This is a genomic window from Cupriavidus sp. YR651 (assembly GCF_900101625.1).
Classification (GTDB): domain Bacteria; phylum Pseudomonadota; class Gammaproteobacteria; order Burkholderiales; family Burkholderiaceae; genus Cupriavidus.
The window spans coordinates 60,507-82,753 of the sequence record NZ_FMYZ01000010.1 but is presented as its reverse complement, the minus strand read 5'-3'; the positions used below and the strand labels follow the sequence as shown (position 1 = coordinate 82,753).

Here is a 22,247-nt window from a genome sequence, read left to right as displayed (position 1 = left end):
CGAAGCCCCTCTTCCTGTTTCATGCCGCCTTGTCACACCCGCCATCGCACAGCGCCAACATCGAGACAGCGCGCATGACGCGCCAAGTCAGCCACGGTGCCGGCCGTCATCCATGACACAGCCGGTTCATCAGCTGACTGGCGATGCTGCCCGATGCCGCCGGTTGCGGCATGCCAGCCTGAGGCGCGCGGATCGTATAGAGCGAATCCCCACGCGCATAACGCTTGCTGTACAGCGTCTGCTCGACCACCGCGTACATCGATGTCGCGCAATTCAGCACCAGGCGCTTCAGCGACGAGCGAATGGTCTCGCCGCTGGTGGTCCGGATCACGCCCGCGGGCGCATTGCGGACCAGCACCACACCCACCTCCGGACCCCGGCGGCGTACCGTCGTCTGGTCGAAATAGGAAATCATGCCGTTGGCGCCCATCAGTGGCAACCAGCGCTGCGGGTCCGGGGCTGCGGGGTCGGGCGCCGAGACCAGTGCGCAGCCGTCGCGCGGCGAAGCTCGCAACACGGTGCCGCCGCTCGCGCCCGGGCACTGGTACTGGCCCGATGCAGCGGCCGGACCCTGGACACTCGAGGCTGTGCCGGCCGGCGAAGCGGGAAAGGTAGCGAGGGAAGATGCGCTGTCCGGACCAGCCTGGGCAGCGACACTGAAGCACGCGCCGGCCACCAGGGCCAGGCGCGAAAACACGCGGAAAAACATGAGGACACCCTCGTCATGACGGGAAAAGGCAGCCCGCATTGTCGCACAGCGTGTATGCGCCTCCACGTTGCGAGCTGTCAGATTCCGCTCTGAACAAGGCAGGTCGCGCGCGGCGCATAACCCGCCAACCGATGTTCAGCCGCACCCAGTCAGGCGTGCCGGACAAGTTGATCGATCCCCATGGCGAATCGGCAGCCTTGCATCAGCCGCGTGGAATCAGCCGTGGATCTCGCGCCAGGCGACCAGGTCCGCAATGGTCAGGATCGGCAGCTGATACGTCTCGGCGAAGGCCAGCGCCTCGGGGCGGCGCGCCATGGTGCCGTCCGGGTTCATCAGCTCGCAGAGTACGGCAGCGGGCGCCATGCCAGCCATGCGGGCCAGTTCCACCGAACCCTCGGTGTGGCCGCGGCGGGCCAGCACGCCACCGTCGACGGCCACCAGCGGGAACACATGGCCCGGACTGACCACGGCGTCCGTGCCGGCATCGTCGGCAATCGCGGCCTGGATGGTCGTGATGCGGTCCGCCGCGCTCACGCCGGTGGTCACGCCTTCGCGCGCCTCGATCGACACGGTGAAGGCCGTGCCGTACTGGCTGCGGTTGTTCTCCACCATCGGGCGCAGGCCAAGCTGGCGGACCTTCTCGGCCGTCAGGCACAGGCAGACGATGCCGCTGCACTCGCGGATCATCATGGCCATATTGGCCGTGGTCAGGCGCTCGGCGGCGAGTATCAGGTCTGCTTCGTTCTCGCGGTCGTCGTCATCGAGCAGCACCACCGGACGGCCGTCGCGCATGGCGTCCAGTGCCTGGGCGATGCGTTCATCCAGCGAGCGCGGGTCGACGTCGGCCGATGCCGGCGGTGTGACAAGGGGGGATACAGCTTGAGCAGGTTGGGTAGGTTGAGTAAGGGTCAGCATTGAAACGCTCCGTGCACAGGCGTGCATATGGTCAATGGGCGTTTCAGGGGACGATCAGCGAAAAGCAGCGACGGCCCGCCGCACGCAACGGACGATATTGCGCGCGCATGAGGCCATGCGGATTCCGCCCATCTTCTTTCATCCGGACTATGACCGTCGGCCCTGGCCTCTCACCAGGTCTGCTGACCCCGCACGGAGAGTGCGGGCGCTCGCGGGCTCGTCGCAGCGCGTCGTGGACGCGTGCGCCATACCGCCGGTGGGGACTTTCACCCCGCCCTGAAGACGTAACGATGCCGCCGTGGAAGCCTTCCGCGGCGGCCGGGCGATCTTAGCACGACTGTGCTTTTCCGGCAGGGCTACGGTCGCGATGTCCGCGACGGGGTCTCGGCCATCGCTTCGAAGATCGAACGAGTGGCCTCATCCGCCGGGTAGAAGCACTCGATGCGCAGTTCCTGCGAGGTGACGTCCTGCGGAATGCCCAGCGTGGTCAGCGTGGAGAACAGCGACGCGCGGAAGCGGCCGGCATGCAGGGCCACGGGCAGAACCGGTGGCGGGGACCCGTCCGCCGGGTCGTCCTCGCCCAGCAGCACGCCGCCCGGCCCCACCATGTCCGGATGCCATTCGGCGATCCGCCGGAAGATCTCGCGCGCGGTCTGGTCGTGCGCCTGCACCTGCAGTTCCTGCCAGACCCGGCGCAGCAGGTAGCGGCCCACCTGGCGCGCATTCTCGATCACTGGCCAGAGTCCATTCGGGTCGAAGACGGACAGCATCAGATTGATGCGCTGGCCGCTGGTGTCGAGCGATGCAGGCCTGCGGCCGGCCAACAGCTTGTCCAGCATGCGGCGGTACGCCGTGTTGGCATCGACCAGGTTCCAGAATCGGTCCAGCACCGCGGCGGGATACGGTTCCTGCTTGGCGAGGATCAGCGCAATGGCCTGCCGCACCATCTGCATGGGCGGCGACGCCAGCGCATGTTCGCTGTATGCGGGCGCAAAACCGCCGGCCAGCAGCAGCCGGTTGCGCTGCCGCAGCGGCACCCCGAGGCGTTCCGCCAGGGCCAGCACCATCTCGCGGCTCGGCCGCGCCCGGCCTGATTCCAGGAAACTGATATGACGTTGGGAAACCCCGGCGGCCAGCGACAGCGCCAGCTGGCTGTAGCCACGCTTGCCACGCCAGTAACGCAGCAGGCCGGGAAAATCGAGGGCGGCTTCGGAGCCAGGCGTCAGGGTATCCATGGCTCACATTACAGCACGCCAATGGCCGCGTGACGACTACCTCCAAGGTAATCACCAGCAGTCAGCTAGGGGAGCCGCGATAAAGGAAGACGCCCTTTCAGATTCGTCGCATGTCGACGGTGGCATATGACTTCTAAGATGCACCTACATGGCGCCGCACTCGGGCGAAGTATCCGGCCGACCACGGCATGATCCGTGCTTGATTGCGCATCGACCTGCCTGCGCCTCCCTCGCTGCCGCTACCCGCCGCAGCGGCGGCGGTAGCCGCATGCCGCCACCGTGCGGCGGCGCACGCCGCTGGCGCTCCGACAGTGACGCCTGCGTCACCGGCGACGAGAAACGTCATAGTCGGATGGTATGCTCTGATTTTTCAATACCTGCGCGCATAGGGCGTGCAACCTGATGGAAATTGCCATATTACTGGCGCTCATTCTGCTTAACGGCCTGTTCGCCATGTCGGAAATCGCGCTCGTCACGGCCCGGAAGGCCCGGCTGCAGCGACTGATAGACGACGGCGACCGCGGCGCCATGGAGGCCGTCAAGCTCGGGGAGGACCCCACGCGTTTCCTCTCCACGGTGCAGATCGGCATCACGTCGATCGGTGTGCTGAACGGCGTGGTCGGTGAATCGACGCTTGCCGCGCCGCTCGGCGGCTGGCTGCAGGGATTCGGGCTATCCGCCACCACCTCCGGCTATGTCGCCACCGCCATCGTGGTGGCAGGCCTGACCTATTTCTCGATTGTGCTGGGCGAGCTGGTGCCGAAGCGCCTTGGTCAACTGGCACCGGAAGCCATTGCGCGCATGGTGTCCCGTCCGATCGCGTTTCTCGGCGTGGCGTCCACACCGTTCGTCAAGCTGCTGGGCGGCTCCACGCGGCTGATGTTGCGCCTGCTGGGCGTCAACACCAACCGCGGCCCCGCCGTGACGGAAGATGAAATCCACGCGCTGCTGGTGGAAGGCTCGGAGGCAGGCGTGATCGAGCATCACGAGCACACCATGGTGCGCAACGTGTTTCGCCTCGACGACCGCCAGCTGGCTTCGCTGATGGTGCCGCGTGGCGACGTCGTCTTCCTGGACATCGAACAGGGCGAAGAGGAAACCCTGCGCCGCATCGAGGAAACGGATCACTCGCGCTTCCCGGTGGTGCGTGGCGGCATGCATGACATCCTGGGCGTCGTCAGCGCGCGCCAATTGCTGGCGCGTCATCTGCGCGGCGAAAAGGCCGAGCTGACGACCGTGCTCCAGCCGGCGGTCTTCGTGCCGGAAAGCGTGACGGGCATGGAGCTGCTCGAGAATTTCCGATCGTCGGGCGGACAGATCGCGTTCGTTATCGATGAATACGGCGAGGTGCTGGGCCTGGTGACCCTGCAGGACCTGATCGAGGCCATCACGGGTGAATTCAAGCCCGACGCGGCCGGCGAGGAGTGGGCAGTGCAACGCGATGACGGCACGTGGCTCCTCGACGGCCTGATCCCCATTCCCGAACTCAAGGACCGGCTTGGTTTGCGCGCCGTGCCAGAGGAAGACAAGGAGCGCTATCACACGCTGTCCGGCATGCTGCTCCTGCTGCTGGGCCGGCTGCCCCAGACAACCGACATGGTGCAATGGGCTGACTGGAAATTCGAGATCATCGACATGGATGGCAAGCGCATTGACAAGGTGCTTGCCTCCCGGGTCCCCCTCGAAGACGGTCCCGAGTCCGAAACCACGGGCTAACCGCTAACCGCTAACGGTATACCGGGGCGATGGGCGCGCCACGCGTCCGCCCGCCCTTCCGCGCCACCTTTGCTGGCCGCCCGGGGGACTCCACCCTGGGTCTTGCAGACCTCCTTCCTTCCCTGCCTCCCTCCCCGCCACGGCTCGTTTTTGGCTACCGCCTCCAGCTGACACGTCTAGAGCGACCATGCGCCTCTCGCCGCCTTAGCGCTATTTGTATTAGCCGGTCAAGTCAACAAAGGTGGCGACAATTCATCCGTTGTCGGGAATCAAACAACATTGCGACGGACCGTGCACGCGGGCATCGTCGTTCTGCTAGTTTGCGCAGCGCTGCCGTATGATTTGGCCTTGCAGTTGCATACGCAGTTCTACGCAGTCACTTAAAAGAAAAACGAGCTGCGCCCATCGAGCGCACCGCAGAAATTTCGTATAAACGGGAACGCAGTCCGGGTACCGCCGGCGGCATCTGCACACCATGAACACGCTGCCCGCAAGAGCCATTGATGGATCCTGACACCAACGACACCCCACCCATGGGCGTGGGTGGCAGAGAGACTATCCAACCCGCCAACATCCAGCCCGCCGCATTTATTGCCGCGCTGGATGAACATCGCGCGGAGGTCGGCACCGCCCATCCGCTGGCGGTCCTCATCATTCGCCTGGACCGCTTTCAGCACGCCTGCGAAACCCTCGGCCCCGCGCGGACCAACAAGCTGCGCGCGCAGGTCAAGTCGCGTGTCGCCGGCCTGGCTGCGATGCCCGCGGTCATGCACTGGCTTGGGCCCGCGGACCTGGGCGTTGCGTGCGTCCTTCCCGATGGCACCGATGACGCCAACTGCCTGAGCAGGTCGATTGCCGCCGTGCTGGGGCAGCCCTATACCGTCGACGGCTTCGAGTTGTTCCTGTCGTGCAGCATCGGCGCCGCGATGGATCATCCCGATAGTGCCACCGAGCGCAGTCTCCGGCAGGCCTTCGACGCCATGCTGCAAGTCAGCCGTCGTGGGGGCGACGGCATCGGCAACGCCACGGCGCCCACCGCGCCGCGCATGGCGGCGCTGATGGCCGCGCTGCCGCAGGCCCTCGCACGGGGAGAACTCGGACTGCACCTGCAGCCGCGCGCGATGTTCGACACGGCCGACATCGCCGCCTACACCGTGCGCCTGCGCTGGCAGCATCCGATCCTGGGCCGCGTGGCGCCGCAGGACTTCCTCCCGGCCGTTGAAGCGCTGGGCATGGTGAATCAGATCGGACAGTGGATCCTGCAGCAGCTATTGCCGCTGATGCAGGCGACAGAGGCGATCGCGCCCGTACAGTTCACGCTCCTGACGTCGAGTTCGCAGTTGCAGGGCGCAGATACGATCGAGATGCTGCGGCGCGCCATCGATGCGTTCCATATTGCGCCCGGCCGGCTTTGTGTCGAAGTGCCAGTCGACATCGTGCCCGATACGGAGGAAACCGCCCTCAAGGCCGCCGAATTGCGCGATGGCGGCGTTCGGATCGCCTTGAGCGACTTTACCGACAATGCAGCCAGCCACCGCGCCCTGGAACGGGTGCGCCCTGACCTCGTCACGCTCGATGCGCGCCACCTGGGCCATGCCGATCGCCCGGCGGAAGTCGCCGCGCAATTGCGCGCCGCCTGTGCCTTCGCCCATTCGCACGGGGTATCGGTCTGCGCGAAGGGTGTGGAAACGCGCGCGCAACTGGAGATCGTGCGTAGCTGGGGCTGCGATGGCATCCAGGGCTACCTGTTGGCCCAGCCTTTCCCGGCGCACTGGCTGGCGCAGACCCACGAAGCCATCGTCGATCGCGCGCGCCACCTGCTGAAAGTCGGTGGCGTGGGCTAGCCCCGTCTGTCAGACATTTTCCTAATTACAAATTGGCACACATCCTGCATCGACAGTCAGCGGGTGGACGTTAGAATGTGGCCACTTCTTACTATCCATGAAAGGAGCCCATCGTGAAAAAAGGATGGATCTGGTGCGTACTGTTTGCCACGCTGCTGGCAGGTTGCAACACCATGGCCGGCCTCGGCCAGGACGTTCAGAAGGGCGGTCAGAAGCTCGAGAGCTCGGCTGAGAAGTCCAAGTAATCAGGCTGTTATGAAGTGGGCGCCCCCGGGCGCCCTTTTCGTTTCCGCCAGTATCTTCTGGCCCGCAGGCGCCAACAACAAAGCCGGCCCGGAATGGCATGTGTCGTGACACGTCATTCCGGGCCGGCTTTGTATTTTTTACCGGGGCCGCACAAACCTGCCGGCTCCGGGGCGTTTACTGAGTAACGCCCCGCATGCGGACTCGCTGCGCCGGGTTACCCCCTGCGCAGGCGCGAGGCTTCTTCCGCCAGCTTGCGGATGCGCCCCCAGTCCTTGGCGGCCACCGCATCCTTGGGCACCACCCATGATCCCCCCACGCAGACCACGTTCGGCAGCGCCAGGTAGGTGCTGGCCTTGGCGAGATCGATACCGCCAGTCGGGCAGAACTTGAGCTGGGCGAGCGGGCCGTAGAGCGACTTCAGCATCGGTACCCCGCCAGCCGCCTCGGCCGGGAAGAACTTCAGGAACGTGAAGCCGGCTTCCAGCGCCGCCATCGCTTCACTGGCCGTGGCCACACCCGGCAGCAGCGAGATGCCCGCACCCTGTGCACCGTCGGCGAGTTTCTGCGTCAACCCGGGCGATACGGCGAATTTCGCACCCACGTCACGCACGGCGTGCAATTGCTCGGCGGTGAGCACAGTGCCGGCGCCGACCACGGCTTGCGGCAGCGCCTTGGCGACCGCCTCCATCGCCTGCAACGCCACCGGTGTGCGCAACGTGATCTCGAGTACCGGCAGTCCGCCGGATACCAGCGCCTCACTGACATGCAGCGCTTCGTCAACCGAGTGATATTCCAGCACCGGGATCACCGGCACGTTGGCCAGACGTTCAAGCAACGGGGAAGGTTGGATTTGCATAGCTGTGTCGATAAATTCCGTAGTTCGGAGCTGTGGTTCGGAGCCTGATCCGCATGCGGATCAGGCAATCACGGAGACGGAATGTTCGAGGCGGGCCAGCACGGTCTCCGCGCGCGGAATTGGCGCCACCGCGCCATATCCCGTGGTGGACAGCGCCGCCGCCACGTTGGCGTAGCGCGCTGCCTCGAACGGATCGGCCCCGGCCGCCAGGCGTGCGATAAAACTGCCGCCGAAGCAGTCGCCTGCACCGGTGGCATCCACTGGCCGCACCGGATACGGCGCCACCAGCGTGCGGGACTCGGGCGTGGCGACATAGCTGCCCTCCTCGCCCAGCTTCAGCGCCACTACGCGCACGCCGCACTCAAGCAAATGGTCGACGATCGCGTCGCGGTCATCCAGGCCGGTCAGCACCGTGATGTCATCCCAGCTCGGCAGGCATACGTCGGTCAGGGAAAACGCCTCGCGCATGATGCCGCGCGCTCGCGCCAGCGACCACAGCCGCAGCCGCAGATTGGTGTCGAGCGACACCTGCACGCCGGCCTTGCGCGCGTGCTCCATGGCGGCCAGACCGGCATCGCAGGCACTGGTGCTGATGGCCAGGCTGATGCCGGACAAATGCAGATAACGCGCCTGCGCAATCGCGGCCAGCGGCAACTGCTCATGGTGATAGCGACTGGCGGCAGACCCTTCGCGCAAATAGTCGAAGCGATGGCCGTGATTGTCGTGCGAAACGAAATACACGCCCGTCGGCGCCGCTGCGTTCACGTTGACATGCCGCGTGTCCACGCGCTCGCTGGTCCACAGCGCCAGCAGGCGTTCGCCAAAGCTGTCGGCGCCCACGGCACCGATATAGCCGGTGGTGGCGCCTTGTCGGGCAGCCGCGATGCAGAAGTTGGAAGTGTCCCCGCCAAAGCCTTGCAGATAGCGGGTCGCGTCGTCGGGCTGCTGGTTGAACTCCACCAGCGGCTCGCCGTAGGCAAGAATGTCGATGCTCATGTCGCAGTCGTCTCCTCTGTCTTGTGATCGCGGCGAGGCTAATCAGAAGAAGGTCTGCACGATGTCGATGACGCGCAACTGGCTGTCCAGCACGGGGATGTGGCGCCACTTGTCGAACGTCAGGCAGGGATGCGAGATATCGAAGGCAATCATATCGCCGACCCGCACCTCGTCGCCAGCCTGAATTTCCAGATAGGCGTGCTGGTCCATCATGCCGGTTACCTTCCAGTGCGCGGGCGTGGCGACGGGCGCCTCACTGCCCGGGCGGTAGATCCGGGCCGGAATGGGCATGCCCGCATCGAACGCGGCATCGCGCTTGCCCATGCCGATGATCGCGCGCGTTGGCTCGGGAATCGACTGCACGTATGCCCAGAGCTGCAAGGCGGGCAGCAGCCCCTCGCGCATCTTCTGCGCCACGGGATTGCTGGCCAGGATACGTTCCTGTGCCGCGCGATAGATACCCACGTCGTGCGTCAGGTAGCAGCCGGGGCGCAGCACGATTTCGATCGGCGCACCGATATCCGTGCGGGCGAACTCCTCCGCCACTACGTCATACCAGGCCGATCCCGCGCCCGACATCACCACCGGACTGCGTCCGAAGCGGCCTTGCGCCGCGATCTCGCGCGTGACGGCCACCGTGCGTTGCAGGAACTTGCGGATGTCCTCTTCCTGCTGCAGCACGCCTTCATAGATCTCCACACCCGCCAGCGTGAGCGCATCGGGCCAGCGCGCCAGCGCCGCCAGAACCTCCGCCTGCTGGGCGGCATCGCGCACGCCCGTGCGGCCGCCTTCGACGCCAAGCTCCAGCAGCACCTGCAGGGTCTGGCCGCGCGCCCGGAAGAACGCGCCAAGGTGGTCGACGAGATCGGCCGAATCGACCAGCGAGAAAAACTCGAATGACGGGTCGCGGAGCAGGTCCGCAACGATCTCCATATTGCGGCGGCCCACCAGCTCGTTGGCCATCAGCACCCGCTTGACGCCGTGTGCGGCAGCGGCGGCGGTCTGGTGCGCCGTGGCCAGGGTGATGCCCCACGCGCCCTCGTCCAACTGACGCGCAAACAGCTTGGGCGCCATCGTCGTCTTGCCGTGTGGCGCCAGCTGCACGCCGTATTCGCCCATGAACTTGCGCATCCACTGCAGGTTATGGACGAGCTTGTCCTCGTAGAGCACTGCGGCCGGCAGGCTCAGGTCTTCGGCCAGCAATTTCCAGCCTACCTGGCCCGCCTCATCGGGGGCGAGCGGCGCCGCCAAGCGCCCCAGCGCCTTGTTCAGCGGATCGATCGTGCCGGTCTGGTACTTTGTCTCACGCATGCTTTCGTCACCCCTGGGAAAATCTGATTGACGTAATGATAGCCTTGAAATTACGATATTTCATCCTTGTTATAAAGTAACATGCATCGCCGGGCGTCCTACGCCCGGCCCGTCTCCCCGCCCGCCATGACCACACCTTTCGACATCCTGACCCGCATCGCCGAACGCGGCCCCGCGCTGCGTCTGGCCGAGCAGAAGGTGGCGCAGGTGATCCTGGAAGACCTCGCGGGCGCGGCGGCCGCCAGCATCAACGAACTGGCCCGCAAGGCCGCCGTCAGCGAAGCCAGCGTCACACGGTTTGCCAAGGCCATCGGCTGCCGCGACGTCCGCGACCTCAAGTTGCGACTCGCGCAGGCCACTGCCGTCGGCACCCGGTTCCTGCAGCCCGCCCCGGCGCCCGAGCCAGGCGCGCCAGCCACGCTGGCCGAGAGCATCCACGCGGACGTCATCACGACGCTGGAGGTCAATCGCAAGCTGATTGATCCCGAGCGCATCGCCATTGCCGCGCGGCTGTTGCTCGACGCACGCATGGTCTACGCTTTTGGCATGGGTGGCGGCTCCACGTTCATGGCCGACGAGGCACGCTACCGCCTGGCGCGGCTGGGGCATCCGGTGGCCACGTACCAGGATGCGCTGCTGCAGAAGATGGTGGCGGCCACGCTGACGCGCGATGACGTGGTGCTCGCGTTCTCCGCGAGCGGCAGCGTGCCGGAGATGCTGGCCAGCTGCGATATCGCACGCGAGTACGGTGCGCGGCTGATCGCCGTGACCGCGCTCGGGTCGCCCCTGGCGGCGCGCGCGGACGTGCTGCTGCCCGTGCGGACGCTGGAGACGGATTTCATCTTCAAGCCATCGGCCTCGCGCTACGCGATGCTGCTGGTACTGGACGTGCTGGCCACCCAGTTTGCGCTGCTGCAGCAAGAGCAGAGCAAGGAAAAGCTGCGCCGGCTGAAATACGTGCTCGACGCCCACCGCGGTGTGAGCCAGGACAGCGACGGGCCGGACAGCCGCCAGCCGCTGGGAGACTGACCATGCCACACCTCTTCGATACCCTGATTCGCTGCGTGAGCCTGCTCGACGGGTCCGGCGCCGCCGCACGCATGGCCGACGTGGCCATCCGCGATGGCCTCATCGCCCGCATCGACGATGCTGGCGCGATCGACCCGGACACCGCATCGCATGTGGTGGAAGGCCACGGCCTGGTGCTCTCGCCCGGTTTCATCGACGTCCACACGCACGACGACACCAATGTCGTGCGCCAGCCGGAGATGACCCCGAAGATTTCGCAGGGCGTGACCACCGTCGTGGTGGGCAACTGCGGCATCAGCGCGGCGCCCGTGACGCTGCCCGGCGAGCCGCCCGACCCGATGAATCTGCTGGGCCGCGCCGAGGCCTTCCAGTACCCGGATTTCAAGACCTACGTGGATGCGGTCAATGCCGCGCAACCGGCTGTCAATGTGGCCGCGCTGGTCGGCCACACTGCCCTGCGCAGCAACCACATGGACCGCTTCGACCGCGCCGCCACGCCCGTGGAGATCGCGGCCATGCGCGCGCAACTGGAAGAAGCGCTCGACCACGGCGCGCTGGGCCTGTCCACCGGCCTGGCCTACGCCAACGCGTTCGCCGCGCCGACCGAGGAGGTCCTGGCCCTCGCCGAACCGCTGGCCAACGCGGGCGCGCTCTACGCCACCCACCTGCGCAGCGAATTCGCGGAGATCCTCGACGCGATGGACGAGGCCTTCCGCATCGGCCGCCATGCACGCGTGCCCGTCGTGATCTCGCATCTCAAATGCGCCGGCGTGCCCAACTGGGGACGCAGCGGCGAGGTGCTGCAGGCGCTGGAAGGCGCGCAGCGCTGGCAGCCGGTCGGCTGCGATTGCTACCCCTACACCGCCAGTTCCTCCACGCTCGACCTCAAGCAGGTCACCAGCGACTTCGACATCCAGGTGACGTGGTCCGAGGCGCATCCCGCCATGGGCGGACGCCTGCTGGCCGATATCGCCGCCGAATGGAATGTCGACCTGATGGAAGCCGCGCGTCGCCTGCAACCGGCCGGCGCCGTCTATCACTGCATGGAAGATGCCGATGTGGACCGCATCCTGCGCCACCCGGCGACGGTCGTGGGGTCCGACGGCCTGCCCAACGACCCGCTGCCGCATCCGCGCCTGTGGGGCGCTTTCCCGCGCGTGCTGGGCCACTACGCCCGCGACCGCGAACTGTTTCCGCTGGCCGTGGCCGTCAACAAGATGACGGGCCTGTCCGCCGAACGCTTCGGCCTGGTCGGCCGCGGATTCGTGCGCGAAGGCTACTGGGCCGACCTGGTGCTGTTCGACGCCACGACGATCCGCGACGCCGCCAGCTTCACGGACCCGATGCAGCCAGCGGAAGGCATCGCCGCCGTCTGGGTCAATGGCGAGTTGTCGTGGCAGCAACGGCAGCCTACCGGCGTGCGCGCCGGGCGCTTCCTGCCACGCGGCGCACGTCCGGAAGCATGACGCCCCGCGCGACGTCACTCATTCGTTTCACACGTTTTCAGGAGTTTTCATGGACATCAAGCGTTTCGGCGTAGAGGGCGGCACCGGCCAGGGCGGCTCGCACATGCCGTTTGCCCGTGCGGTCGCTGCCGACGGCTGGCTGTACGTTTCCGGCCAGGTGCCGATGGTCAACGGCGAGGTCATCGAAGGCGGCATCGTGACGCAGACCCACCAGGCCATCAAGAACGTGCTGGCCATCCTGGCCGAAGCCGGCTACGGCCCGGAGCACGTGGTGCGCTGTGGCGTATGGCTGGATGACGCCCGCGACTTCCCCTCGTTCAACAAGATCTTCAAGGAATACTTCGGCGCCAACCCGCCGGCCCGCGCCTGCGTGCAGTCCAGCATGGTGGTGGACTGCAAGGTCGAAGTGGACTGCATCGCCTACAAGAAGCCCGCGGCCTGAGCCGCGGCGCCAGAAAGAAGCGCCCGCACGGGCGCACGGTGAGCCAACCGATTTTCTAAACCGGCCGCTACGCAACACAGCGCATAGCGGCCTTTTCATAGCGGAAGCGGACCGTCCTCGCGGGCGGCACCCGCAACAAGGAGACAACATGGGTGCCGTAACCGGAACCACACTCTTGGTGTATGCGCTGATCGCCGTGATCGCGCTCGTCATACTGATTGCAAGGTTCAAACTCAATCCCTTCATCACGCTGGTGGTGGTCTCGGTGGCGCTCGGCTTTGCCGTTGGCATGCCGATGGGCGACATCATCAAGTCCCTCGAGGCCGGCGTCGGCGGCACGCTCGGCCACATCGCGCTGGTGATCGGGCTGGGCACCATGCTCGGCAAGATGATGGCCGAATCGGGCGGCGCGGAGCGCATTGCGCTGACGCTGATCGACTTTTTCGGCGAGAAGAACGTCCACTGGGCAATGGTGACCATCGCGTTCATCGTCGGCCTGCCGGTGTTCTTCGAAGTCGGCTTCGTGCTGCTGATCCCGATCGCGTTCAACGTGGCCAAGCGCACCGGCACGTCGATGGTGCTCGTCGGCATTCCGATGGTGGCCGGCCTGTCCGTGGTGCACGGCCTGATCCCGCCCCACCCGGCCGCCCTGCTCGCCGTGACGGCCTACGGCGCCGACATCGGCAAGACCATCCTGTTCGCGCTGATCGTGGGCATCCCGACGGCGGCCATCGCCGGCCCGCTCTTCGCCAAACTGATGGACCGCTACGTGAAGCTGCCGGACGTCAATCCGCTGGCCGAGCAGTTCACCGAGGAAGACCCCACCGTCCAGGCGACGCACCAGCTCCCGGGCTTCGGCATCACCGTGTTCACGATCCTGCTGCCGGTGATCCTGATGCTGGTGGGCAGCTGGGCCGACCTGTTCACCACGCCGAAGACCTTTGCCAATGACTTCCTGAAGCTCATCGGCAACTCGGTGATGGCGCTGCTGATTGCGGCACTGGTCAGCTTCTACACCTTCGGCAAGGCGCGCGGCTTCAACCGCGACATGATCCTGAAGTTCACCAACGAGTGCGTGGCGCCGACCGCCATCATCACGCTGGTGGTGGGCGCGGGCGGCGGCTTCGGCCGGATCCTGCGCGACTCGGGCATCTCCACCGCCATCGTCGACGTAGCCACCAACGCGCACGTATCCGTGCTGGTGCTCGGCTGGCTGGTCGCCGTGATGATCCGTATCGCCACCGGCTCCGCCACCGTGGCCATGACCACCGCAGCCGGCATCGTTGCCCCGATCGCCGCCAGCGTTCCGGGCACGCGGCCGGAACTGCTGGTCCTGACCACGGGCGCCGGCTCCCTGATCCTGTCGCACGTGAACGATGGCGGCTTCTGGCTGGTCAAGGAGTACTTCAACATGACCGTGACGCAGACCTTCAAGACCTGGACGGTCTGCGAAACGCTCATTTCGGTGGTTGCTCTGCTGCTGACGCTGGGCCTCGCGACCGTCGTCTGATCCCCCGCGCCCCGGCGCGGGGCCCAGCCTGGGCTCCCCCGTGGCGCCCAGCCGACGGAGGGTGGGCAAACCCGGTACCTGCCGGGATTGCGCCGCCCTCCGCCGCCCCATACACTCCTTGCTCGATGCAGCCGTCCGATGCTGCACTTCCGGGAGACATCCATGATTTTCCGTCCGCTGCGGCGCGCCATGCTGGCGTGCGGCGCCCTCGCCGTCTTCGCATCCCCCCTTGCCAGCCACGCCGCCGACCCGGTCAAGATCGGCCTGATCGCCCCGTTTTCCGGCAGCTTCGCCGACTATGGCAAGCAGATGGAAGGCGGCATCAAGGCCTGGCAGAAGCTGCATGGCGACACCGTGGCGGGCCGCAAGATCCAGATCATCATGAAGGACACCACCGGCCCGGTCCCCGACGTGGCCAAGCGCCTGGCGCAGGAGCTGGTGGTACGTGACAAGGTGGACATCCTGGCAGGCTTCGGCCTGACGCCCGAGGCGCTGGCCGTGGCGCCGATCGCCGAACAGGCGAAAAAGCCCATGGTGATCTTCAACGCGGCGTCTTCCGTCATCACGACCAAGTCGAACTACATCGCGCGCGTGTCGATGACGTTGCCGCAGATTTCAGCCCCGATGGCCACCTGGGCCGTGCGCAACAACATCAGGAAGGTGGTCACGCTGGTGGCGGACTACGCGCCGGGCATCGACGCGGAGACGGCGTTCAAGACCAACTTCCTGGGCGGCGGTGGCCAGATTGTCGAATCGATCCGCGTGCCGCTGCGCAATCCCGAGTTTGCCCCGTTCATCCAGCGCATCAAGGACGCCCGGCCAGAGGCCGTCTTCCTGTTCCTGCCTGCCGGCGAGCAGGGTGTCGCGTTCATGAAAGGCTTCCGCGAACGCGGCCTGTCCGAGGCCGGCATCCGGGTGATCGCCACCGGCGACCTGACTGACGATCACGTGCTGCCGGCCATGGGCGATGCCACGCTGGGCGTGATTACGTCGTTCCACTACTCCGCCGCGCATGATTCGAAGGAAAACAAGGCGTTCCTGAAAGCCTTCGCGGAAGCCAACCCGGGCGCGGGCCGGCCCAATTTCATGGCCGTGGCCGCCTTTGACGGCATGGGCGCCATCTACGAGGCCCTGAAAAAGACCAATGGCGTAACCGATGGCGACAAGTTCCTGGCCGCCCTCAAGGGCATGAAGCTGCAAAGCCCCCGTGGCGGCATCACGATCGATTCGGCCACGCGCGATGTCATCCAGACCGTCTACATCCGCAAAGTGGAAAAGATCAACGGCGAGCTCTACAACGTCGAGTTCGACAAGTTCGAAGGCGTGAAGGATTCCGGCAAGTAGTCCGGCAACCAAGCCGGCAACCAATCCGGAAAGTCGTTCGGCAAGTCATTCGGCAAACCAGCGCGGCCTGCCGGCTGGCGAGCGCCGCCCGGCTGCGGGCCGGTGGAATCCGCCGGCCCGCAGCCGGATTTCACCCGCTTCGAAATCTTTTATTGCGCGGTCAACAACGTGCAATACCCCGGTCTGGATTCTTGTCCTAAGATCGTCTTGCTATACCCCCGTAGGCAGGGGATCCGCCGCGCGAGAAGCCGCTCAGCCGCTTGATGCGCCGGTCCGGATGGTGTTCCTTTCGCAGCCGCGGGCGCCAATAAGTCAAATAAGACATCTCCGGAGACATCAAGATGACCAGCACAGCCATTTCCGTCGCCGCGGCATTGCTCGTGGCGGCGGTACCCGCCATCGCCGCGGACAACCTCCAGAAACTCCAGAGCTTCAAGCCAACCGGGACGGCCCCGGCTGAATCGGTGCCGCAGACCGGACCGCGCGCCGACGCGATCCGCGAGAACCTGAAGGCCATCAAGCTGCCGCAGGGTTTCAAGATCGAGCTGTTCGCCGTGGTGCCCGATGCGCGCCACATGGCCATCGAGCCGTCGACCGGCGTGGTGTTCGTCGGCACCCGCAAGACGCGCGTCTGGCAGGTAACGGACCGCACCAAGCGCCGCGTGGCCGATGACGTGGTGTCCTTCGCCAATTCCATCACGTTCAAGGTGCCCAACGGGGTCTGCTTCTCGCCGGACGGCATCCTGTACGTGGCAGAGCAGAATCGTGTGCTCGCCTTCCCCGCCGCCCAGTTCTTCGGCGAGGGCGGCCCCGACGTGGCCGCCGGCGTGGTGGTGCCCCAGGGCAAGCTGATCCCGACCGAGTTCGAGAGCTTCAACCACGGCGCGCGCGCCTGCCGCGTCGGACCGGACAAGAAACTCTACGTCGCGCTGGGGCAGCCGTGGAACGTGCCGCCCAAGGACAAGCTGGCCGCGCTCGACAAGAACGGGCTGGCGGGCATTATCCGCATCGACCAGGACGGCAAGAACCGCGAGGTCTACGCCCACGGCGTGCGCAACTCCGTGGGTCTCGACTTCAATCCCGCCGACAAGTCGCTCTGGTTCACCGACAACCAGGTGGACGGCATGGGCGACGACCAGCCCCCGGGCGAGCTGAACCGCGCCAGCAAGGCCGGCGAGAACTTTGGCTTCCCGTGGTATGGCGGCGGCAAGGTACGGACCGTGGAATACAAGGACGCCACGCCACCAGCCGGCGTCGTATTTCCGGTGGTGGAGTACGCCGCGCACGCCGCGGATCTTGGCATGTCCTTCTATACGGGCAAGATGTTCCCGGCCAAGTACCAGGGCGGCGTGTTCGCGGCCGAGCATGGGTCGTGGAACCGGACCAAGCCGATTGGCGCACGCGTGATGTACACCGCCGTCAAGTCGGACGGCACCGTCGGCGAGACCGAAGTGTTTGCGGAAGGCTGGCTGACGCCCAACGGCGAATACATGGGTCGCCCGGTCGACGTCCAACAATTGCAGGATGGTTCCTTGCTGGTGTCCGACGACTACGCCGGCGCGATCTATCGCATCTCGTACGCGGGGGCCAAGTGACACGGAAGTGGATGGCGGCCGCATGGGTCTTGTCGGCCATCGCCAGCGCCCCGGCGCTGGCTGCCGACGCCCAGGCCGGCCGCGCGAAAGCCCTCCAGTGCCAGGCCTGCCACGGCCTGGACGGCAAGTCCAAGCTGCCCGAGGCGCCGCACCTGGCGGGTCAGAACGAGCAATACCTGGTCAAGGCGCTGAAAGACTACAAGACCGGCGCGCGGAAGGACGACATGATGAACACGATGGCCAAGCCGCTGAGCGACGCCGACATAGCCAATCTCGCCGCCTTCTACAGCGCACTCAAGCCGTAGCGGCCACGCTGGAACTGGCAGACAAATGGACTGACATGCGGACTGACAAGCGGGCGGGCGCTGTTCAGTCGCCCAGCTTTTTGGCCATTTCCGACGTCTGCCCCCATCCCATCCCGGCATAGAGCGGCCGGCCCATTTCCGTGGCGTGGAGGATTGTGAAGCCGAGCCCCCGTTGCGCGAAGTCGGCTTCGGCCAGGCGCATGAGCTGGCGCGCCAGCCCGCGCTTGCGATGCGTCGGCTCGACGTAGACATTCAACACATAGCCGCGCTTGTCCTGCGTGGGATGCGCGGGATGCGGCGGCCAGTCGATGACCATCAGTCCGATGCCCGCCACCGGCATATCGCCATCCATGAGCAAGAATCCAAAATAGCGGCCATCCACGAGTCGTGGCGCCAGCCAGTCCCGGAAATGCGCCGTCATGGTTCGTAGCGTGTCGGCCGCGTAGCCAGCCTCGAGGAACATCGCCTCGCGGTGGCGGCAAACCAGGTCCAGATCGTCGGGCTGAAGCGCGCGGACATCCATGTTCAGGGCTACTCGTGTGGATAGCGGGACTGGCATGGTACCCCGGAGCGGGCGCGCGAGGACGCCGCACCCACCCCGGCCCGTGCCGGACTACAACTTGAGCGCCTCGACCGCTCGCGCCATTTCCCGCCGTATCAGTCGCAGGATCAACGCCGCCCCCTCATTGGAAAACTCCGGCGAGGCCGCGCCTTCCATGGCGACGCTGACCACGCCGAGCGCGCCGTCCACCCGCACCAGTTGCCGGTACGCGATGCTGCGCGGTGACGGTGGTCCGTCGAAGATTGGCCGGGCGCCGTGCCCGATGCGGGGACCTGACGGCGCGGTATCAGGCGTCGCCCTATCCATGAACCAGGCTCCCCGCAAGGCTGGCCGGACCGGTGGGTAAGATGCAGGCATAGCGATTGGATCGATGCATATTGGACTCCAGAAGATAAGCAGACAGGAGGCGCCGGTCCCCGGGTCCCGGGTCCTCGACACCTCGCCCCGCGGGCGTTGCCACCCGCATCGCCGCTTGCGTGGCGACCCCTGCATTCTGGAATCCGGTCTCGTGGCCGGATATGAGACAAATCTGAAAAAATCGGACGTTTCCGAACGAGTAGCAACCGCAAACCCGCAGCCCCGCCGGCTACCGCACCGTGACCAGTCCGTCCAGCAGCGCCTTGTCCGCCAGCAATGCCGCGCTGTCCGATGCATGGACCACCTTGCCCCGGTCCAGCACCATCGCCCGCCGCGTCATCGCCAGCGCCAGGCGCGCGTGCTGCTCCACCACGATGACGGCCATGCCACTGTCGGCAATCAGCCTGCCGATCACGCGTTGCAGTTCCTGGACGATGATGGGCGCCAGGCCTTCCATCGGCTCGTCCAGCAACAACAGCGACGGATTGACCATCAGCGCCCGCGCGATCGCCAGCATCTGCTGCTCGCCACCCGACAACTGGTTGCCAAGGTTGCGCTGGCGTTCCTCCAGCCTCGGAAAAATCTGGTAGATGCGCGGGATGTCCCACGGCCCCGGCCGGGCCACGGCGCTGAGATGCTCGGCCACGGTCAGGGACGGGAACACCCACCGCTCCTGCGGCACCCAGCCGATGCCACCCTGCGCCCGCCGGTGCGTCGCCAGCTTCGACATATCCTGGCCTTGCCAGTGCAGCGTGCCGCGCCGCAGCCGCGTGAATCCCATCAGCGTGGCCAGCAACGTCGTCTTGCCCACGCCATTGCGACCCAGCAGCGCCAGACTCTCGCCGGCGCCCAGCGTCAGGTCGATGCCGTCGAGCACGACCGCATCGCCGTAGCCGGCGCTCACGCCCTCCAGCCTCAGCAGATCAGTCATGGGCGGCCTCCCCGAGGTAGACCTCTTTCACGCGCGGGTCCGCGGCAATCTCGGCGGGAGTGCCCTCGGTCAGCACGCGGCCGCCCACCAGCACCGTGATGCGCTCGGCAAAGCGAAACACCAGGTCCATGTCGTGCTCGATAAAGACGATGGTGATCTCGCGCGGCAGTGCCGCAATCACCGCGAACAACTCCGCGCTCTCGCCAGCCGGAATGCCGGCGGCGGGTTCGTCCAGCAACAGGATCGACGGCTTCGTGGCCAGCGCCAGCGCTATCTCCAGCAGGCGTTGCTTGCCGTAGGGCAACTGCCGGGTGGCCACGTCCGCATCGGCATCCAGCCGCAGCATGGTCAGCACCGCCATGGCCTCGTCGATCACGTCGGACTGCGCGGCCACGGTCCGCATCCAGACGCGCGACCTGCCGGTGCGTTCGGCCACGGCAAGCACCACGGATTCCAGCACCGTCAGCCCGGGAAACAGCGTGTTGATCTGGAAGGTCCGCGTCATGCCCAGGCGCACGCGCGCGTGCTGGGGCATCGTCGTGATGTCCTGGTCGCCCAGCCAGATCCGCCCCGCGGACGGCGGCAATGCACCCGTCAGCAGATTGATGAAGGTCGTCTTGCCGGCGCCATTGGGGCCGATCAGCGCGTGGCGCGCGCCCGGGGCAAAGCTCAGCGAGATATCCCTGTTGGCCGCAAAGGCGCCCCAGGACTTGCCGAGCCCTTCCGTGCGGAGCGTGGCGGTCATGCGTCGCCCTCCTTCCGTTCGCGGCGCCGCGCCGCGCGCGCGCTCAGGGCAGCCACCGCGCCCATCACGCCGCCTTTCGCGAACAGCACCATCACCACCAGAAGCAGGCCGATCCAGAACTGCCAGTAGACCGGATTGATGCCGGCCAGCACGTCCTGCGCGATCATGAACAGCGCGGCGCCGACCAGCGCGCCGTAGAGCCGGCCCGTGCCGCCCAGCACCAGCATGACGAGCAGTTCCGCCGAGCGGGGAAAGCCCAGCACATCCATGCCGACGAACTGCGTGGTCTGCGCCAGCAGCCCACCGGCCACGCCCGCGATGGCGGCCGCCACGGTGAACACGGCAGCCAGCCGGCGGGGGACGTTGGCGCCAAGCGCCGGCATGCGACGCACCCCTTCGCGCACGCCGCGCAGCGACAGCCCAAATGGCGACGCCACCAGCCGGCGCGCCAGCACGAAGATCACGAACAACACGGCCAGGCTGTAGAGATAGGCCGTCTTGCCGAACAGATCGAACTCGAACAGGCCCAGGACCTTGCCCATCGTCACGCCGGACAGGCCATCGACGCCGCCTGTCAGGAACGCGGCCTTGTTGGCCGCTTCGAACAGCATCAGGCCGATGCCCAGCGTCACCATCAGCCGCGTCAGGTCACCGCCGCGCACCACCAGGTAGCTGCAGAGCCAGCCGGCGATGGCCGCCACACCGCCCGCCGCCAGCAGGCCCGTGATCGGCTCGCCCCAGCCGTGGGCGCCGAGCAGGCCGGCCGTGTATGCACCCAGCCCGAAGAATGCCGCATGGCCCAGCGAGACGATGCCCGCATAGCCAAGGATCAGGTCGAGCGACAGCGCAAACAGGCCCGTGATCAGGATCTGGCTGCCGAGGATCAGGTAGTCCGGCAGCAGGAAGAACACGGCCACGGGAACGAGCCAGAAGACGATCTCCGCCGGGTGCCAGCGGCCGTCGGGCAGCCGATGCCGTGCGGGTTGCCCCGCAGCCATCGCGCGGACGGGGCGATGGCGTTGATCGGGCGAATCTTGCTGATCTGGCCGATCGGTGTGATCGGTGCGATCGGTGCGCGACGTGGATTTCATGCGCGCCTCCCGTACAGCCCCGCCGGAAATGCCACCAGCAGCACGACCATCAACGCGTAGATCACGAACGCCCCCACCGCCGGCACGTAGTACTTGCCGGCCACGTCCGCCACGCCGAGCACGATGGCGGCCAGCAGGGACCCCCGGATGCTGCCTGCGCCACCGACGGCCACCACCAGCAGGAAATACACCATGTACTTGAGCGGGAACGTGGGGTCGAGCCCCAGCACGTCGATGCCCAGCCCGCCGCCAAGTCCGGCCAGCCCCGATCCCAGCGCGAAGGTCAGGCTGAACACCCGCTCCACATGGATGCCAAGCCCGCGCGCCGCCTGCTGGTTATCCACCGACGCCCGCACCTGCGCGCCAAACCGCGTGCGCGCGACCAGCCAGCCCAGCGCCACCGTGATCACCACCACCACGCCGATCAGGAACAGCCGGTAGGCGCCAAGGTCCAGCCCGGCCACGCGCATCTGCCCGATCAGGAAACCCGGCAGTTCCACCGGCTGCTGCCCGGGACCGAACAGGTACGTCGCGCCGGCCATCGCCATGAAGGTCAGCCCGATCGAAAACAGCACCTGGTCCAGGTGGCTGGCTTGATAGAGCCTGCGATACAGCGTGCGCTCCAGCGCCCAGCCCACCACGGCCGCGCCGAGGAAGGCCACCGGCAGCGCGGCCAGGAACGGCACGCCGGCACGGTTCATCAGCACCACGGCGACGTAGCCGCCGAGCATCGCAAACGCACCGTGCGCCAGGTTGACGAAATTCATCAAACCCATGGTCACGGACAGGCCGATGCTGATCAGGAACAGCAGGCTGCCGTAGGCCACGCCGTCGAACAGCACGCCAAGCAAGCTGGAAATCACGATCCTGTCATCCCCTGCACATGCATAGTTGCCACCGTTTTTGGAACCATCGCGCGAAATCCGGCCGATTGTTCAGCCCTCGTCGCATTTTTGCAATCGGGCCTCACCCGCGCCATGCCCTTTGTCTGGTTTACATGGCCCCTGGCAAGCGCTATGGTCGTCGGACCTGACCGCAGGGG

Annotated in this window: 22 protein-coding genes and 1 riboswitch; of the genes, 10 read left to right on the top strand and 12 right to left on the bottom strand. The window is 66.3% G+C overall.

The window, feature by feature from the left end; translation table 11 throughout:
* Positions 1 to 106: 106 nt before the first annotated feature.
* From BLR29_RS23670 to BLR29_RS23660, 3 genes are all read right to left on the bottom strand, one after another.
* Positions 107 to 709, bottom strand: a complete 603-nt coding sequence (locus BLR29_RS23670; RefSeq protein ID WP_092140214.1) for a surface-adhesin E family protein — start codon at positions 707 to 709, stop codon at positions 107 to 109.
* A 216-nt stretch (positions 710 to 925) separates the two neighbouring features.
* On the bottom strand, positions 926 to 1,624 hold the full coding sequence (ribB, locus tag BLR29_RS23665) for a 3,4-dihydroxy-2-butanone-4-phosphate synthase (RefSeq protein ID WP_092140213.1): 699 nt from the start codon (positions 1,622 to 1,624) through the stop codon (positions 926 to 928).
* Positions 1,625 to 1,750: 126 nt separating this feature from the next.
* Positions 1,751 to 1,912, bottom strand: a riboswitch (FMN riboswitch).
* 68 nt (positions 1,913 to 1,980) lie between these two features.
* Entirely contained in the window at positions 1,981 to 2,859 is an 879-nt protein-coding gene (locus BLR29_RS23660; protein ID WP_092140212.1) for a helix-turn-helix domain-containing protein, read from the bottom strand.
* A gap of 402 nt (positions 2,860 to 3,261) precedes the next feature.
* On the opposite strand from BLR29_RS23660, the gene BLR29_RS23655 reads away from it, so the two are divergent.
* The 3 genes from BLR29_RS23655 to BLR29_RS23645 all read left to right on the top strand — a co-directional run bounded on the left by BLR29_RS23655 (position 3,262) and on the right by BLR29_RS23645 (position 6,664).
* Positions 3,262 to 4,575, top strand: a complete 1,314-nt coding sequence (locus BLR29_RS23655) for a hemolysin family protein (RefSeq protein ID WP_092140210.1) — start codon at positions 3,262 to 3,264, stop codon at positions 4,573 to 4,575.
* A gap of 503 nt (positions 4,576 to 5,078) precedes the next feature.
* A complete protein-coding gene (locus tag BLR29_RS23650) occupies positions 5,079 to 6,419 on the top strand; it encodes a GGDEF domain-containing phosphodiesterase (protein WP_092140209.1) in 1,341 nt (446 codons plus the stop codon).
* Between the two features lie 113 nt (positions 6,420 to 6,532).
* Entirely contained in the window at positions 6,533 to 6,664 is a 132-nt protein-coding gene (locus BLR29_RS23645; RefSeq protein ID WP_092140208.1) for an entericidin A/B family lipoprotein, read from the top strand.
* A gap of 215 nt (positions 6,665 to 6,879) precedes the next feature.
* On the opposite strand, the gene BLR29_RS23640 is transcribed toward BLR29_RS23645, so the two are convergent.
* From BLR29_RS23640 to BLR29_RS23630, 3 genes are read right to left on the bottom strand one after another with little or no spacing between them, the layout of a single operon-like run.
* The gene (locus BLR29_RS23640) at positions 6,880 to 7,521 is read right to left on the bottom strand and encodes a bifunctional 4-hydroxy-2-oxoglutarate aldolase/2-dehydro-3-deoxy-phosphogluconate aldolase (RefSeq protein WP_092140207.1); all 642 of its coding nucleotides are present in this window, start codon (positions 7,519 to 7,521) and stop codon (positions 6,880 to 6,882) included.
* A 60-nt stretch (positions 7,522 to 7,581) separates the two neighbouring features.
* On the bottom strand, positions 7,582 to 8,517 hold the full coding sequence (locus tag BLR29_RS23635; RefSeq protein WP_092140206.1) for a sugar kinase: 936 nt from the start codon (positions 8,515 to 8,517) through the stop codon (positions 7,582 to 7,584).
* A 42-nt stretch (positions 8,518 to 8,559) separates the two neighbouring features.
* Positions 8,560 to 9,828, bottom strand: a complete 1,269-nt coding sequence (locus BLR29_RS23630; protein WP_092140204.1) for an amino acid deaminase — start codon at positions 9,826 to 9,828, stop codon at positions 8,560 to 8,562.
* Between the two features lie 126 nt (positions 9,829 to 9,954).
* Here BLR29_RS23630 and BLR29_RS23625 point away from each other — a divergent pair, with 126 nt between their 5' ends.
* The 7 genes from BLR29_RS23625 (at position 9,955) to BLR29_RS23595 (ending at position 17,519) form a co-directional block, all read left to right on the top strand.
* Entirely contained in the window at positions 9,955 to 10,857 is a 903-nt protein-coding gene (locus tag BLR29_RS23625) for a MurR/RpiR family transcriptional regulator (protein ID WP_092140391.1), read from the top strand.
* A 2-nt stretch (positions 10,858 to 10,859) separates the two neighbouring features.
* Positions 10,860 to 12,323 (top strand): N-acyl-D-amino-acid deacylase family protein, encoded by a 1,464-nt coding sequence (locus BLR29_RS23620; protein WP_092140201.1) that lies wholly within the window; start codon positions 10,860 to 10,862, stop codon positions 12,321 to 12,323.
* A gap of 49 nt (positions 12,324 to 12,372) precedes the next feature.
* Positions 12,373 to 12,765, top strand: coding sequence for a RidA family protein (locus tag BLR29_RS23615; protein WP_092140199.1), 393 nt, complete (start codon positions 12,373 to 12,375; stop codon positions 12,763 to 12,765).
* Positions 12,766 to 12,913: 148 nt separating this feature from the next.
* On the top strand, positions 12,914 to 14,275 hold the full coding sequence (locus BLR29_RS23610; protein WP_092140197.1) for a GntP family permease: 1,362 nt from the start codon (positions 12,914 to 12,916) through the stop codon (positions 14,273 to 14,275).
* A gap of 162 nt (positions 14,276 to 14,437) precedes the next feature.
* The gene (locus BLR29_RS23605; protein ID WP_092140195.1) at positions 14,438 to 15,619 is read left to right on the top strand and encodes an ABC transporter substrate-binding protein; all 1,182 of its coding nucleotides are present in this window, start codon (positions 14,438 to 14,440) and stop codon (positions 15,617 to 15,619) included.
* A gap of 341 nt (positions 15,620 to 15,960) precedes the next feature.
* Positions 15,961 to 17,214, top strand: coding sequence for a PQQ-dependent sugar dehydrogenase (locus BLR29_RS23600; RefSeq protein ID WP_176861041.1), 1,254 nt, complete (start codon positions 15,961 to 15,963; stop codon positions 17,212 to 17,214).
* 11 nt (positions 17,215 to 17,225) lie between these two features.
* A complete protein-coding gene (locus BLR29_RS23595) occupies positions 17,226 to 17,519 on the top strand; it encodes a c-type cytochrome (RefSeq protein ID WP_092140191.1) in 294 nt (97 codons plus the stop codon).
* 64 nt (positions 17,520 to 17,583) lie between these two features.
* On the opposite strand, the gene BLR29_RS23590 is transcribed toward BLR29_RS23595, so the two are convergent.
* The 6 genes from BLR29_RS23590 to BLR29_RS23565 form a co-directional block, all read right to left on the bottom strand.
* Complete coding sequence (locus tag BLR29_RS23590) at positions 17,584 to 18,042, bottom strand: GNAT family N-acetyltransferase (protein ID WP_092140190.1); 459 nt, start codon at positions 18,040 to 18,042, stop codon at positions 17,584 to 17,586.
* 90 nt (positions 18,043 to 18,132) lie between these two features.
* Positions 18,133 to 18,387 carry a hypothetical protein gene (locus tag BLR29_RS23585; RefSeq protein ID WP_092140188.1) on the bottom strand — a complete coding sequence of 85 codons (255 nt, stop codon included), beginning with the start codon at positions 18,385 to 18,387 and terminating at the stop codon, positions 18,133 to 18,135.
* A gap of 280 nt (positions 18,388 to 18,667) precedes the next feature.
* Entirely contained in the window at positions 18,668 to 19,369 is a 702-nt protein-coding gene (locus tag BLR29_RS23580; protein WP_092140187.1) for an ABC transporter ATP-binding protein, read from the bottom strand.
* Complete coding sequence (locus BLR29_RS23575; RefSeq protein ID WP_092140186.1) at positions 19,362 to 20,114, bottom strand: ABC transporter ATP-binding protein; 753 nt, start codon at positions 20,112 to 20,114, stop codon at positions 19,362 to 19,364. Before BLR29_RS23575 ends, BLR29_RS23580 begins: the two co-directional genes overlap by 8 nt.
* Complete coding sequence (locus tag BLR29_RS23570; protein WP_092140389.1) at positions 20,111 to 21,112, bottom strand: branched-chain amino acid ABC transporter permease; 1,002 nt, start codon at positions 21,110 to 21,112, stop codon at positions 20,111 to 20,113. Before BLR29_RS23570 ends, BLR29_RS23575 begins: the two co-directional genes overlap by 4 nt.
* A gap of 89 nt (positions 21,113 to 21,201) precedes the next feature.
* Complete coding sequence (locus tag BLR29_RS23565; protein WP_176861048.1) at positions 21,202 to 22,065, bottom strand: branched-chain amino acid ABC transporter permease; 864 nt, start codon at positions 22,063 to 22,065, stop codon at positions 21,202 to 21,204.
* Positions 22,066 to 22,247: the final 182 nt, after the last annotated feature.